This is a genomic window from Undibacterium sp. KW1, assembly GCF_009937955.1.
In the GTDB taxonomy this organism is placed as follows: domain Bacteria; phylum Pseudomonadota; class Gammaproteobacteria; order Burkholderiales; family Burkholderiaceae_D; genus Undibacterium.
In genome coordinates this window covers 3,598,573-3,614,549 of sequence record NZ_AP018439.1, presented here as the reverse complement: position 1 = coordinate 3,614,549, position 15,977 = coordinate 3,598,573, and the positions used below count along the sequence as shown (strand labels likewise).

At 53.7% G+C, this 15,977-nt stretch carries 4 protein-coding genes; all 4 read right to left on the bottom strand.

Annotated elements, in window-relative coordinates:
- Positions 1-4: 4 nt before the first annotated feature.
- On the bottom strand, positions 5-7,879 hold the full coding sequence (locus UNDKW_RS16235) for an Ig-like domain-containing protein (protein ID WP_162059515.1): 7,875 nt from the start codon (positions 7,877-7,879) through the stop codon (positions 5-7).
- Positions 7,876-8,526, bottom strand: coding sequence for a DUF4347 domain-containing protein (locus tag UNDKW_RS16230; RefSeq protein ID WP_162059514.1), 651 nt, complete (start codon positions 8,524-8,526; stop codon positions 7,876-7,878). The genes UNDKW_RS16235 and UNDKW_RS16230 overlap by 4 nt, the downstream gene beginning before the upstream one ends.
- Positions 8,527-8,914: 388 nt before the next feature.
- Positions 8,915-9,550: a hypothetical protein gene (locus tag UNDKW_RS16225; protein ID WP_162059513.1), complete on the bottom strand. Its 636-nt coding sequence runs from the start codon at positions 9,548-9,550 to the stop codon at positions 8,915-8,917.
- Between the two features lie 29 nt (positions 9,551-9,579).
- On the bottom strand, positions 9,580-15,804 hold the full coding sequence (locus UNDKW_RS16220) for a DUF4347 domain-containing protein (protein ID WP_162059512.1): 6,225 nt from the start codon (positions 15,802-15,804) through the stop codon (positions 9,580-9,582).
- Positions 15,805-15,977 lie beyond the last annotated feature (173 nt).

Genomic DNA, 15,977 nt, shown 5'->3' with positions numbered 1-15,977 from the left:
CAACTCAAACCGGCATAAACCTCGCCAGATACTCAGGCGAATTAATAAACTGCCCGATCAGCGTGACCACATCCGTACCCGACTGCGCCAGCAGCGCGTCAAACGTTGCCTGATCCGGCGCATGCCCCAGCAAACCGATGTAATCCAGCGTCAAAGACACTTTGGACTGCGAATTCGCCTTGAACTCCGACGATTCCGTAAAGCCCGCCAGCATATCGCCCCTGGAGAGGCCATTGCCCAGTTGCCCCAGCCAATAGGCCTTGCCTGCGGCATCTGAACTACGGTGCAAGACATTCTGATAGACCCGGTCCACAAAGGCCGTATTGTCCAGCGCCCCATAAGTCTTCTGGAACTCAGCACTCGACACAAACGAAGCGCTGACCTTGGAGAGATTCATGCCATCCTTTTGCGCCTGCATCCAGTAAGCCAGACCTTCACGGTCAGGCAAGCGGTCAAAGGCCCCAAAGTACAGACGCGTGATGCCGCCTATGCCGCTCTGGAATTCAGCTGACTCCATGAACGACGCCGCCACCTGCGCCCGGCTCATCTTGCCACTGTCGATTTGCTGCTGCCAGTACTGCACACCTGCGGCATCTGCCTCACGGAACAGCACGTCACGATAAAGCTGCATGGCAAACAGGTCAGAGCGGTGCAAGACATCATTGTCCTTGACATCAAGCTTGGTACCGACTCTGGCTTCTATCGCATCCGGGATGCCATCACCATCCTTGTCGCCGGGCAGGGAACTGTTCCTGTATCCCAGACCACCGCTGAAACTGATCTTGCCATCCACCTTGCCGTCCGCATCAAATATGCCACCATCGGTGATCTTGAAGTCCACCTTCAGTTTGCCATTCACCTCAGTGATCGCGCTGGCAATATTTGTCCAGTTACCCGCCTTGTCCTGTACCCAGTAACCATTTACTGAACCCAGCTTATCGGTATAAACCGACAAATTGATTTCTTTACCTGTACCCACGCCATTAATTTGGCTGTTGATCAAGCCATACTGTAATTGCAGGTCACTGGGTAAATTGAGCGGGCTGGCTGATGTCGTCGTATGAGACAAGGCCAGTGAAGAATCAATACTCAAAGTCGCGTAGTGCGTATTGACCAGGCCACCATTATTCCATAGCAAGGAACCGACTTCTTTCTGCGCCTGATCAGCTTTGCCATCGCCGTTACCATCCCCCTTGCCACTACCGATCCAGTTGGGCACTTCTGCTTCTATGGTTTGCAGGATGCCGTCACTATCGGCATCCGGATCAATGACAGGAATGGTATTGTCAGAAGGATTGGTCCCGGTATTGTTGTCATAGGCAAGGATGGAATAAGCCTGTTGCAGTACCGCTCCGCTATTACCTGCCAGATCACTTACCCTGACCTTCAGGGTGTTATTACCACTGACAGTCTGGTTTTGCAGGGCCCAGCTATTACTACCTACTGTTGCTGTCGCATTGATCCAGTTCGTGCCATTGTCGAGCGAGACCTGGACGGTTTCACCGGCGAGCAAACTGGCACTGAGTGTACCGCTGATGGTCTGTTGAGTCGCTGTCGTCACGAAGTCGGTGCCGCTGATGCCGTCATCATTAGAGAACTTCAGGTTCGCAATGGTGGTCGTCGGCGCCGTATGATCGACCTGATACAACTGCCCGGTAAAGCCACCATTCAGAGCCAGGCTGGACGTATCCACAATGCCAGTACCGGCATTCTTCAGATTCAGGCCCAGTGTCCCATCACCAGTCAATCCCGTGATCCTGACGCTGTAGGTAGAAGGATCAAGCTGGGTCACATTGCTGATGGTTCCTGCCACTGTCCCCGTCGTCGCCAGCGCAAAGGCTGCCGCATTCACGCCCGTCACCGCTTCACTGAACGTGACCTTGTAGTCTATCGTGCCCAGGCTGGTGTTTTCAGGTTGGATGCGGGTAATACCGGTCGCGGTTGGGGCGACATTGTCACCAACGGCGATGATGAAGTTCTTTTCATAGGCAGAACCCATGGCATCCGTGGCTCTCACAAAGATACTGTAATTGCCCGGTGTCATGCCCACAGGGTTCTTCGCCACCAGGGTATTGCCCGAGATGGTGAATTTACTGTTGTCCTTGTCATTCGTCCCATTACCACTCACCAGGGTAAAACTGGCGGTATCACCCGGATTCGGGTCAATCGCTGTCAAAGTACCAACACTGGTATTGTCAGCAGAACCCTGCTGGACAGCAGCATTTGACAGCGTGATATTGGTCGGCGCCGCATTGACACCCGTCGCAATCACGGTGGTGGTGTTATTGAGTACCGCAGAAGCAATACCATCATTGGCACTGATGGTGAAGGTCGTGGTTTCTGTGCCGCCCACAGGGACACGGCCCGCCGCTGGCTGGAATACCAGGCCACGGATAGCTGCCTCAACGGCAGCCGGGGTACCGGCTGCATGGGTATAGGTCAGACCACCATCGGCGGTTGAGAAACCTGTGGTTGCCAGTGAAGCGGCAGTAAAGGCGCCTTTGGCCGCGGTATCGAGGCTGATGATGATGGTTTCGGAAGCACCGACATCAGGATCGGTGATGGTGACACCGGTAAAAGGAGAAACCGTGGTGGTTTCAGTCACGGTCTGGCCAGCGACGACACCGCCGATGACGGGAGCGACATTGTTACCGGTGACGGTAATGAAATTGCCAAACAGATCAGCGATGACGACAGCAGTAGCGGCACCGGTATTCCAGTCTTCCAGCATGCCGATGTTGTAGGTGGTGCCGTCGGTGGAAGAGTTGCCATCCTTGTTGAGCCTCAGTGCCAGTTGCGTCTTGTCGGCGACACTCATGGTCATGGTGAAGCTGGTGTTGGAGGTGATGTCTATATTCGGGGAAGTGGTCAGGGTGTAGTTAATGGCACCCTGGCCCAGGAAACGGATACGGTTGGCGGTAATGTCGTTATTGGCTCCTGCCAAGGACAGGAAGTTATTGCCTGTAACGACCAGCACGCCCGTGCCGACGTTGTATGTCGCCGAGGCAACGGTAGGTGCCACCACATTGGTAACGGTCACGCCATTGCCGGTCAGATCAGCAATGACGACAGCGGCATCAGCCCCGGCATTCCAGTCTTCGTTGGCGATCAGGTTGTACGTGTTGACACTGGTGGAGCTGGTGCCATTCTTGTTCATGATGAGATTGGCACCCAGCCTGTCCGCCGCACTCAAGGTCATTGTGAAGGAAGTGGCGGAGGTGATCTCGACATTGCTGGTGGTGGTGAGGGTATAGCTGGCACCACCTTCGCCTTGCAGGCTGAATTTGTTGGCAACGATGTCGTTGTTCGCCCCTGTCAGGCCGGTCAGGCCGGTACCTGTGACGGTCAGTACACCGGTGCTGGCGTTGTAGACCGAGGAGGTGATGGTCGGCACTGCGACATTGGAGACGGTAATCGGGGCCGTGGTGACGGCAATGTCACCACCGGTAATGACGCTGTCCCAGTCATCGGCTGCGGCCAGGTTGTAGGTGGTGCCACCGGTGGAGGTGGTGCCATTCTTGTTGAACAGGCCTTCAACGGTAGTCTGGTCAGCACCGGCCAGTGTCACAGCAAAGCTGGTGGCGGAGGTGACTTCGACATTGCCGGTGGTCGACAAAGTCCGGACGATACCGCCTTCGCCTTTGATGGTCAGGGCAGTGACAGTGATGTCATTGGTGGCGCCGAGGGTACTGACGAGGCCGGTGCCGGTGACGGTCAGGACGTGGGTGTTGACGTCGTAGGTGGCTGAGGTGATCGTTGGGGCGGCGACGTTCGATACGGTGACGGCATTGGTGGCGTCTGCTGCTGCACCAGCCGTGCTATCCCAGTTCAGTGCACCAGTCAGATTGAATGTGGTGCCGCTGACAGCGCTGGTTCCATTGTTGTTCAATAGGCCGTTGATAGCCAGTTTGTCGGCGGCACCCAGCGTGACGATGAAAGACGTGGCACTAGCGGCAGTTGGATTGGGCGTGGCAGCTGTCAGCGTGTAAGAACCACTGGTTTCGCCTGACAGTGTCAATTTACTGACGTCGATGGTGTCATTGGTCACCATGCCAGTACCTGTCACCGTCAGGATGCCTGTCGCGGCATCGTAACTGACGCTGGTAATGGTCGGTGTTGCAATGGTAATTGTCAGGCCAGTGCTCAAGGCGCTGATATTGCCAGCAGCATCGGTAGCTGTGGCTTTTACGGTGTGTGAACCGACCGCCAGTGCAGAACTGGTTAAGGTCCAGTTGCCAGCACCATTCGCTGTGCTTGTACCAAGCAAAGTGACGCCATCTGTATCGTACAGTTTGACGGTGCTGTTGGCTTCTGCAGTGCCAGTAAAGGCGGGTGTCGTGTTGGAGGTGATGTTATCTGTATTGGAGACCCCCGTATCGGTGCCTGCCGTCATGTCTGGTGTAGATGGTGCTGCCGGTGCTGTGGTATCGAGGGTATACTCCTGGCCAGCGGTATAACCAGTGGCAATCGAATTGCTTGCTGCGTCGGCAATACCTGTGCCTGCGTTTTTAAGATCCAGTCGTAACGTACCATCACCGGTAATACCATTGACGGTGACGGTATAAGTAGTGCCACTGCCGGTGACGCTGGCAATGGTGCCCGTCACACCGCCTGTTGCGGTCATCACAAAGTCATTGGTATCGACGCCTGTGACGCTTTCTGAGAAGGTGACTGTATAGCCGACACTGGTGGCATTAGTAATGATCGCCCCTGTGCAATTGATGGAGGAAATGGTAGGAACGACGCCGTCGACCAGTACGTTGGTTAATGCGCCGACGCTGTTGAGTGTCAGCGTCGCGTCGTTACCTGCGGTATCTTTTAAGCTGCCACCGTTCAGGACGATATTCGCACCCAGACTGACACCATTGGTATCGAGATTGCCACCTGCGACTGTGTAGCGGAATACCAGGGCATTGGTGCCAGATCCACTCAGGTAAGTCGCCGCGACGGTGCCGCCGGTATCAAGGGTCAGGTCAAGTTTGGGCGAACCGGCAACAGTCACGTTTTCGCTCAAGTTCAGCGTGAAGTCGAGGTTTTGTCCGACGCTGTAAGTAGCATTGGCAGGTACACTGACCGAGTTGACTGTGGGGGCAACTCCATCGACGAGCACGCCAGTCAATGCACCCACGCTGTTCAATGTGAGTGTGGCATTGTTGCCTGCACCATCTTTTAATGTGCCGCCATTCAACACGATATTGCCACCTAAACTTACACCATTGGTATCAAGATTGCCGCTCACAACCGTGTAGCGGAATACCAAGGCATTGGTACCAGATCCACTCAGATAAGTTGCCGCAACAGTGCCGCCGGTATCAAGTGTGAGGTCTATCTTTGGTGAACCGGTAACAGTGACGTTTTCACTGAGATTAACGGTAAAGTCGAGATGTTGTCCTGCAATGTAACTCGCATTGGCTGGTGCCGCCACCGAGCTCACAGTCGGTGCTGTGGTATCGAGGGTATACACCTGGCCAGTGGTATAACCAGTGGCAATGGCATTGCTTGCTGCGTCAGCAATACCTGTGCCTGCGTTTTTAAGGTCCAGTCTCAAAGTTCCATCACCGGTAATCCCATTGACGGTGACTGTATAAGCGTTACCACTGCCGGTGACGCTGGCAATGTTGCCAGTAACGCCGCCTGTTGGGGTCACCACAAAATCACTGCTATCAACGCCTGTGACGCTTTCTGAGAAAGTCACCGTGTAGCTGACACTGGTGGCATTGGTAATGGCTGCACCCGTGCGATTGATGGACGAAACGGTAGGTACCACGCCATCAACCAGCACATTGCTTAATGCGCCAACGCTGTTGAGCGTCAGTGTTGCGTCGTTACCTGCAGTATCTTTTAAGCTGCCACCGTTCAGGGCGATATTGGCACCCAGACTGACACCATTGGTATCGAGATTGCCATTGACGACGGTGTAGCGGAATACCAGGGCATTGCTGCCAGATCCACTCAGATAAGTGGCCGCAACGGTACCGCCAGTGTCGAGAGTCAGGTCAAGTTTGGGCGAACCGGTGACAGTCACGTTTTCGCTCAAGTTCAGCGTAAAGTCGAGATTTTGTCCGACGATGTAAGTGGCATTGGCTGGCACACTGACAGAGTTGACTGTGGGGGCAGTTGTGTCGATGGTGACCGCCAGTCCGGTTGATACGACACTCACATTTCCAGCCGCATCGGTTGCTTTGGCTGTCAGTGTATGTCCACCTGCACTTAATGTTGAAGAGGTAATTGAGTAGCTACCACCAGTTGCTGTAGCGGTACCTAGTGCAGTTGTGCCGTCGGTATCGTAGAGCGTCACAATACTGCCAGCCTCTGCTGTACCCGTGAACATAGGTGTTGTGCTGGAAGTGAGATTGTCTGTATTGGAGACACCGTTGTCGGTGCCCGCCGTCATGTCTGGTGCACTTGGGGCGGCAGGTGCCGTCGTGTCAATGACGATGTTCTTGTTCGCGCCCAGCGAATTGGCAGCACCTGGACTAAATAGTGTCAGCGTCGCATCGGAGCCCGATGACGTTGATTTGATGGTGCCACCATTAAGCGATAGTGCGGTGGTACTGTTGTAGTCGAGATCAGCATTGGTATCACCAGCCTGGACTGTATAAGTGAAAGTCAGCGTGCTGCTTGTTGAGCCACTGACGTAATGAATCATGCGGTCCGTCACGCCTGTTTCAAGCAGCAACTGTGGAGTGCCAGTAACGGTGACTGTTTCACTGAAAGTGATCTGTATCTGTATGACTGTACCGACCGGATAGCTGCCGTTCAGCTTGCTGGATGTGACGTTGGTGATAGTGGGATTGTTGAGTATCGTGAAAGTGCCAAGTTTCTGATCGTAAGCAATCCCGTCGGCCCCTGGGGAACTACCTGAATCAGCATACCCCCCAGCGCCCGCACCAGCACGATTACCAGTTGCGAGTGAATTATTGGTCGCGCTATCCAGAGTGACCGTACCACCATTGTTCCATATGCCGCCGACTCCATTGCCCCCAGCACCACCGTCTTTGCCTATATCCGATTTACTGCCGCCGCCGCCGCCGCCGCCGGCACCAATGTTGTTGGTGATGCTACTTCCGCTAATGGTCAATGTTCCGATGTTGTAGATACCACCAACCGCGTTCCCGCCAGCACCGCCTTTTGCATCGGCACCGCCACCACCGCCGCCACCGCCAATACTCAGCCCTCCACCTGCATTGGCAGTGCCACCGTTACCGCCTCTGGAGTAAGTTGCAAACCCACCCGAACCATTCCCTCCTGTGGTCGTGCCGCCTTTCCCGCCCAGCAAAAAGTATTGTCCCGAGAGCGGCCCTCCATTGCCACCGGCGCCAGCGGTGCCTGGCGCTCCCGGGTGCGAATACGCTAAACTGGAACCGCCATTACCGCCGTTGCTGCTTCCGTATCCGCCGCCACCGCCACCACCGCCACCATTGCCAGATGTCAGGCCGCCAGCACCGCCGCCTGCTGAAGCCTTGTTATTTGTGATGGTGCTGTTTGAAATTGTTAAAACACCAGAATTCCATATGCCAGCTCCCTTGGCATCATCGCCCGGCTTTCCTACATCGTTGAGGTCTGGTCCGTTGGCACCAGCGTTACCGCCATTGCCGGTGACAAAGCCATTGGTAATCGTCAGGTTTTGAATAACGACGGCAGATCCTGCGCCGTTTGTACCGACAGTCATCACCCTTGCCATATTATTGCCGTTGAGGGTGTTACCACCCCCGACGATGGTCATCGTGTGGCCATCGGTAACATTGATAGGGACGCTATCAGAGGCGTTGCTAAAGATGATATTGCCGGTAAATGTAATGATATCGTCGACACCATCGCTGTTACCGGTGGCGATAGCAGACTTAAGGCTATTGATGCTGTTGACCGCGGTCGTCACCAATAAATGATCGTAGTTGCCAAGCTTGCTGGTATCCAGAGCACTATCCTTATGCAGGGTGCCAGTCGATATTTCCAGGTCCCAGTTGCCCCCCGGCTTGCTGTTCCTGTTGCATCGGTTGAGGCTTCTACCGTGGCGCCGGTTACCTGGGCAATGCTTTGAATAAAATCCTGACCAACACTGTCTTTGCCAATATCGCAGCCATACAGCCTGATTTCTCCACCGGTCTGTAAAGATGCACTGATGGCTTTTAACTGTTCAGTATAGTTGGCGACATTACCGTTATGCAGAGGTGAGTTACCTAGCAAGAGAACACCATCATCACCATGCGAAATGATGCTGATAGACGAAGCATTGTGGACATCCTTTAATGCATCGGCAATTTGTTGCACGCCATCATGCTCTGTATCCAGAACGATGACTTTAACCCCTTCTTTGGCTGCATTGATCAGCGTGGCCTGATCTGGTACCCGACCATCAATGATCAGAATCTGCTGGCCCGCGCTTGGATTTGCCGCAGTACCCAAGGAGAGGGAGGGGGCGGGCGTGGACAAGGTAGCCATCAAATGCGCAACGGTTGAGTTAGCAAGTGCGTCTTCGTGGACAGACTGAATATCGGTTGCGGCAGTTTGATTGAGCAGATTCATTGTGTAGACTTCTGACTTAAAGAAAAGGTGTACGCATGTCGAGCTCGCGGGCAAGATGGAGGAATCTTGAAAGCTAAGAAGTTGCTCAAAACATCATGCAATAATGGCTATGAAAAAATTGCTCGATGCTATCAAACTGCCGTAAGAGATTCGTAAGAAGGGCGGTGATTTTTGATTGCCGAAATCTGGAAATCGTAATTAAATGCCCATGTCTGATGCCGACTTAGCCAGGACCTCCCTCCTAATGGCGGCAACTGGATAAAGTGGGTGGTGGAAAATGCCGGAGACCGCAAGCCGTTTTCTGACAACTGGCATCGTAGACAGACGTTGCTGACTTTGTGCTATTGATAGTGATGAGATGGCGATTTCGTGTTGACTTTGCTATTGTTTAGTTCCATCGTCGAGGGAGAAGGAACTTACTGGTCCTTATGTCGAAATAGCATGTGATTTCGTTTATATTATCTTCAAATGACAGTTGGGTCACGGTTGACGTTCCGGGCTGTGTCAGGCAGCTACTTTCTGGCCAACTGGAAATCCAGAGATGCACAGTAGGGCAGGGTTGCATCTCAATACTATTCTTGAAATGTACTGGCATTGCAGATACAGCATTGCCAGCTATTTCAATCCCGTTCACTTGCGCATTTTGATATAGACCCGTGACCATACTTCCCGGCGGTGTGGGGTAATGATTTAGCAAAGTAAATACTTGGGCATTGCCATCCCCTGTGGAATTCTCAATGATCCCATTTTCCTGCAATGAATAGAGCTTACCTGCTATGGCTGGAATTTCTGTTTCCGATATTTTTCTCAGCTTCGCACCATTTTGCAATAATGTTGAAGATGCATAAATACCGTACTCTTCTTCCCAACTGATTGTGTTTCTGAGCGCTGGCCGAAATACCTGCCATGCGACATTTGGCTGGCCTCCGGAAAAAGTCTTGGCTACGATAATTTTGTAATTGACTTGTGAAAGTAAATGCAGGTCTTCGGAGGAAAGGTCAATATTCAATTTAAAGGATGTCATGACCTTATTTGCTATAAATGTTGCTCAAATCAGCCTATAAACCTCGCCAGATACTCAGGCGAATTAATAAACTGCCCGATCAGCGTGACCACATCCGTACCCGATTGGCTGAGTAAAGTATCAAAGGTCGCCTGATCCGGCGCATGACCCAACAGACCGATGTAATCCAGCGTCAAAGACACTTTGGATTGTGAATTCACCTTGAACTCCGCTGACTCGGTAAAGCCCGCCAGCATGTCACCACGCGAGAGGCCATTGTTCAACTGCCCCAGCCAGTAAGCCTGGCCTGCCGCATCAGCAGTGCGGTGCAGGACATTATGGTACACCCTGTCTACAAAAGTAGTATTGTTCAGATTGCCATAGGCATTCTGGAACTCGGCACTGGCCACAAAGGCGCCGCTGATGCCGCTGAGGCTGGCCCCGGCTTTCTCCTGCCCTATCCAGTAAGCCAGGCCATCCCGGTCAGGCAAGCGGTCAAAGGCGCCAAAGTACAGGCGGGTCAGGCTGCCGACATTGTTCTGGAACTCGGTCGAAGCCAGCATCGACGCTGCCACCTGGGTACGGTTCAGATGCCCGCTGTCGATTTGCTGCTGCCAGTAAGTGATACCGGCAGTATCTCCCTCACGGAACAGCACATCCCGGTAGAGCTGCATGACAAATAGGTCAGCCCTGTGCAGCACATCATTGTCTTTCTGGTTCTGGTTGGTGCCGACCTTCACTTCTATGGCATCGGGGATGCCGTCACCATCCTTGTCGCCTGGCAGTGAACTGGTTTTGACACCCAGGCCGCCACTAAAGCTGATTTTGCCATCGGCCTTGCCGTCGGCGTCAAACATGCCGCCATCGGTAATCTTGAAATCCACCTTCAGTTTGCCATTCACCTCAGTGATCGCGCTGGCAATATTCGTCCAGTTACCGGCCCTGTCCTGTACCCAGTATCCATTCACCGTCCCCAGCTTGTCGGTATAGAGAGACAGACTGACATCCTTGCCGGCACCCACGCCGCTGATCTGGCCATTGATCAAGCCATATTGCAGTTGCAAGTCCTTGGACAGATCAGCCGGGCTGGCCGTAGTCGTGATGTTAGACAGCGCCAAAGCCTGATTGCTACTCAGGGTCGCATAGTGGGTATTGACCAGACCACCATTATTCCAGGGCAAAGAGCCGACTTCTTTCTGAGCCTGATCGGCTTTGCCATCGCCGTTGCCGTCGCCCTTGCCACTACCTATCCAGTTTGGTACTCCTGCTTCTATGGTTTGCAGGATGCCGTCACCATCGGCATCCGGACCGGTCGCTGGGATGGTGTTGTCGGAAGGATTGGTACCCATACTGTTGTCATAGGTGAGGATGGAATAAGCCTGTTGCAGTACAGCTCCGCCATTACCTGCCAGGTCAGTGACCCGGACCTTCAAGGTATTGTTGCCGCCCAGTGTCTGGTTCTGTAATGACCAGCTGGTGCTTCCCGCCACTGATGTGGCATTGAGCCAGTTGGCGCCATTATCGATAGAGACCTGGACTGTTTCACCTGCTACCAGACCATTGCTGAGACTGCCACTGATGGTTTGTTGAGGCGCTGTCGTCACGAAGTCAGTACCGCTGATCCCATCATCATTGGATAAACGAACGGAACTGATGTTGGTGGTCGGCGCTGTGTGATCGACCTGATACAACTGTTCAGTAAAGCCGCCACTCAGAGCCAGGCTGGTGGTATCAACGATGCCGGTACCAGCATTCCTGAGATTCAGGCCCAGGGTGCCGTCACCGGTCAGTCCCGTGATCCTGACAATATAGGTAGAAGAGTCCAGCTGTGTCACATTGCTGATCGTCCCCGCGACTGTGCCTGTCGTTGCCAGGGTAAAGGCTGCCGCATTGACGCCCGTCACTGCTTCGCTGAAGCTGACTTTGTAATCGACGCTGGTCAGATTGTTGTTTTCTGGCTGGAGACGGGTGATGCCTGTCGCAACGGGGGCAACATTGTCGCCGACAGCAATGACCAGGCTTTTTTCATAGGCAGCGCCGCTGCCATCTGTCGCGCGAACGAAGATAGTGTAATTGCCGGGCGTCATACTCAGTGGGTTCTTGGCCACCAGACTGTTACCCGAGATTACGAATTTGGCATTATCCCTGTCATTCGCCCCATTACCTGTCACCAGTGTAAAGCTGGCGGTATCCCCCGGATTGGGGTCGGTCACAAGAAGTGTGCCGACGCTGGTGTTGGCGGTAGAGCCTTGCTGGATGGCCGCATTCGAGAGACTGATATTGGTCGGCGCCGCATTGATACCGGTCGCAATCACTGTCGTCGTATTGTTCAATACCGCAGAAGCAATCCCATCATTGGCGCTGATGGTAAAGGTCGTGGTTTCTGTGTTGCCCACAGGCACACGGCCCGCCGCCGGCTGGAACACCAGGCCACGGATGGCCGCCTGCACGGCTGCCGGTGTTCCTGCGGCATGGGTATAGGTCAGGCCGCCATCGGCAGTCGAGAAGCCAGTCGCTGCCAGGGAGGCGGCAGTAAAGGCTCCTTTGGCTGCCAGGTCCAGACTGATGATGATGGTTTCGGAAGCACCGACATCAGGATCGTTGATGGTGACGCCGGTGAAGGGAGAAACCGTGGTGGTTTCTGTGACGGTCTGGCCAGCGAGGGCACCGCCTATGGCGGGAGGGGAATTAGTATAGATGACGATGGCTTTGTTGCTGCCCAGCGAGCTGGCAGCACCGGGCGCAGCCAGCGTTAATGTGGCATTATTGCCCAGCGAATCCTTGATAGTACCGCCATTCAAGCGCAAAGCAGTACTGCTCTGGTAATCGAGATCTGCGCTGACATCACCTACCTGTACGGTGTAATTAAAGGTGATCGTGTTAGTGCCCGAACCGCTGACATAATTAATTACCCGATCTATGGTGCCAGTTTCCAGTGTCAGTTGTGGTGTTCCGGTGACATTGACAGTTTCATTGAAGGTGATGGTGACCGGTATGACTGTGCCCGCAGCATAGGTGGCATTGGCTGTGCTTGAGCTGACATTCATTACCGCAGGGCCACTGTTATCCAGTGTATATAGCTCGTCGCCAGTATGCCCGCCAACGATGGCATTGCCGGCCACGTCGGTGACACCAGTGCCGCTGTTCTTGAAATTCAGTCCTAAGGTGCCGTCACCACTGATAGTGTTAACCCGAACGGTCCAGACGTTGCCAACGGGGCCTGATAGTGAGGCAATGTTTCCGCTGGCTGCGCCGGTCGTCACCAGCGCAAAATCGGAAATATCCAATCCACCATTTGCCACGCTCTCCGAGAAAGTGACCTGGAAATCTACAAAGCTGCTGTTGCTGGGGCTGGCTGACGCACGGTTGATGCTGGTGATGGTGGGCGCAACGCCATCCACCATGACAGCATTCGTACTGCCAACACTATTCAGATTGAGAGCAGCATTATTTCCTACTGTGTCTTTGATGCTGCCACTGTTCAAAGTAATACTGCTGCCCAGACTGATGCCATTGGTATCGAGGTTGCCGCTGACAACCGTATAACGGAATAGAAGTGCGGAAGTGCCACTTCCGCTCACATAAGTAGCTGCTACGGTACCACCGGTATCGAGCGTTACTGGAATAGTTGGTGTTCCTGTAACGTTGACGACTTCATTGAAATTAACCGTAAAATTCAGGCCTTGTCCTGGCACATAAGTGGCGTTGGCGGGAACCGTGACAGTACTGACAGCAGGGGCAATGCCATCAACATTGACTGCGGCTGTGCTGGCTACTCCGTTCAAGTTAAGAGCGGCATTATTGCCTGCACCATCTTTGATGGTACCGCCATTGAGGGTGACGCTGCCGCCGACAGAAATACCGTTGCTGTCCTGATTGCCATCAACGATGGTATAGCCAAATAGAAGTGAGCTGCTGCCGCTGCCACTGATATAAGTAGCTGCAACGTTGCCACCAGTGTCCAACATAACTGGAAGGCTGGGCGTGCCAGTTACTATCACTGCTTCATTAAAGTTGACGGTGAAATTCAGATTTTGTGTTGTCGCATAGGTGGCATTTGCTGGGACACTGACCGTGCTGACAGCAGGTGTTCCCGTGTCAAAAGTCAGTGCAGGGCTGTTGCCAGCACCACCGCTGTTGCCTGCCGCATCGGTGTAGCTGCCAGACGCAACGGTGATACTGGCTGAGCCGGCATTGGTTGCCGGATCTGGTGTGAATGTCGCAGTACGTGTCGTACCTGAACCATTAAGACTACCTAAGCTACCGCCTGTAACCGAAATGTCAACCGCAGTAAAACCAGTTGGAACTTCGCTGAAGGCGAAGCTAATCGTCGCCGTTTCGCCGGCTTTGAGTGCGCTGACGTTGCTGCTGATGATAAGCGTTGGCGCCTTGGTGTCGACAACGAAGTTGCTGCTGCTGGTAATGCCTACACCCGGTGTATGAGTCGAATTATAGGTACCAGGCAAATTAACTGAAATGACATTGCTGGCGCTTTCAAAATTGGTATTCGGTGTAAAAGTCGCTGTGAAAGTGATGTTGTTGGCGGTTTGCAAGCCTGACAGTATGCCGTTGGCAATATAGATATCGGCCGTTCCAAAGTCAGAGACGGCTTCGGAGAATGTAAATGTCACATCTTGCGTATCGCCAGCCTTCAAGGTGGGTTTGGACAAAGCTATATTCACGGTCGCGGGGGTACTATAGGCGGTAATCGTGCCCAAACTGGCATCAATGCTGTTGCCGTTGGTGCCTGCAATATTGCCAGTTCCAGAAGCGGTGCCGCCAAAACCTCCAGCACCTTTGTTTCCAGTACCTAAACTGGCGACTGATGCTGTATCCATCAATAGGGTGCCGGTTGACCAGATACCACCTATGCCGTTTCCGCCAGCACCACCGTTGCCGTGATTTGTATAGTTGGAAGCTGCGCCGCCACCGCCACCACCTCCGGCAGCAAGGTTATTGGTGATGACGCTACTTGTTATCCTTAATGTCCCGCTGTTAAAGATACCGCCAACCGCATTGCCGCCGGTACCTCCAACATAAATGCCGCCACTTCCGCCACCGCCACCACCAATAGAGATCGCGCCGTTGCTGGCCGATGCTCCCGCACCTCCCAATGTATAGGATGAACCGAGAAACTGTACGTGCGCGCCGCCGCCCGCACCGCCCGTGGTACTGCCGCCGTAACCGCCACGTTGCCCGCCAGACGTGCCAGAGCCGTTACCACCATGACCAGCACTTGGTGCTGTGGGTGCTTCGCCAATCCGGTCCATTCCGCCAATGCCACCCAAGCCAGCGCCGTAGCCACCTCCGCCACCGCCGCCGCCACCTTTGGGGTAACCGCCACCTGTGCCACCACCGCCTGACGCTTTGTTGGCAGTGATCGTACTGTTGCTGATGGTTAAAGTACCAGCATTGCGTATCCCGCCGCCAGCACCATCAAGACCAGCTCTGCCAGGCCCATCCAGATTACCTGTGTTGTCCCCACCATTTCCAGCAGCCAGTCCATTGGTAATGACCAGGTTTTCCAGGCTTGCTGTCGCTCCGGCTGCCACATCAATGACGCGAGTTAAATTTCCGCCGCTGATGGTGACCACGCCACCTGCATTGTTTTTGCTTCCTATGATGGTCAGTGAATGGCCGGAATCAGCCGCGATGCTGATGGTGTTGTTGCTGGCAGTGAAAAGAATGTCACCCGTCAATGTCAGGGTGTCGTCTCTGCCATTGGAATTTGCCGTTGCCATGGCTGCTTGCAGGCTGGCCAGATCAGAAGCTGAAAGCGTAGCTGCGAGATGGTTCCAGTCCGTCAATTTCTGGATGTCAAGTGCACTCTTGGTTTCGATTTTGCCAGTCGAAATTTCCAGCTGCCAGTCACCGTTTTGTATTGCCGCGCCTGTGTCATTGGTAGATGCCGCGACATCTGCTCCTGTCATACTTGCCAGGTCGTTGATAAACCTTGATCCTGCCGGGCCAGCGCCTATGTTGCAGCCATATAACATCAGATCGCCACCGGGCTTCAGGGATGCGCCTATGGCTTGCAACTGGCTTTGATAGGATGCCATATCACCATCATGCAAGACTGCGCTACCCAGAAGCATTACGCCATTATCACCATGGGAGATGATGGAAATGGAATCCAGGTTGCTGCAATTTTTGAGTGCATCGGCAACCTGCTGCACGCCATCCAGGTCTTTATCCAGCACCACTACTGTGATACCAGGTTTTACTGCGTCCACGATCTGCTGGAAATCAGGCAGGCGGCTGTCAATGAATACCATGGCCTTTTGCCCCGGTATCTGTGTAGAGGGCTGGTGCAGATTCAGTGCTGATCCAGTGGTTGGGGAGGTCAGAAGTTCACTGTTGACAGATTTTGCTTCTTGTTTTGCTTCTTGTGAAGCAGCAGAGCCATACAGAGTCATAACAAACAATTTTCAGGATTGAGGGCGCATGC

What these genes read in the sequence shown, in the direction of transcription:
- UNDKW_RS16225 (WP_162059513.1), bottom strand. Translation starts at nt 9,550, where the DNA reads ATGACATCCTTTAAATTGAATATTGACCTTTCCTCCGAAGACCTGCAT.
- UNDKW_RS16220 (WP_162059512.1), bottom strand. Translation starts at nt 15,804, where the DNA reads ATGGTATTCATTGACAGCCGCCTGCCTGATTTCCAGCAGATCGTGGAC.
- UNDKW_RS16230 (WP_162059514.1), bottom strand. Translation starts at nt 8,526, where the DNA reads ATGAATCTGCTCAATCAAACTGCCGCAACCGATATTCAGTCTGTCCAC.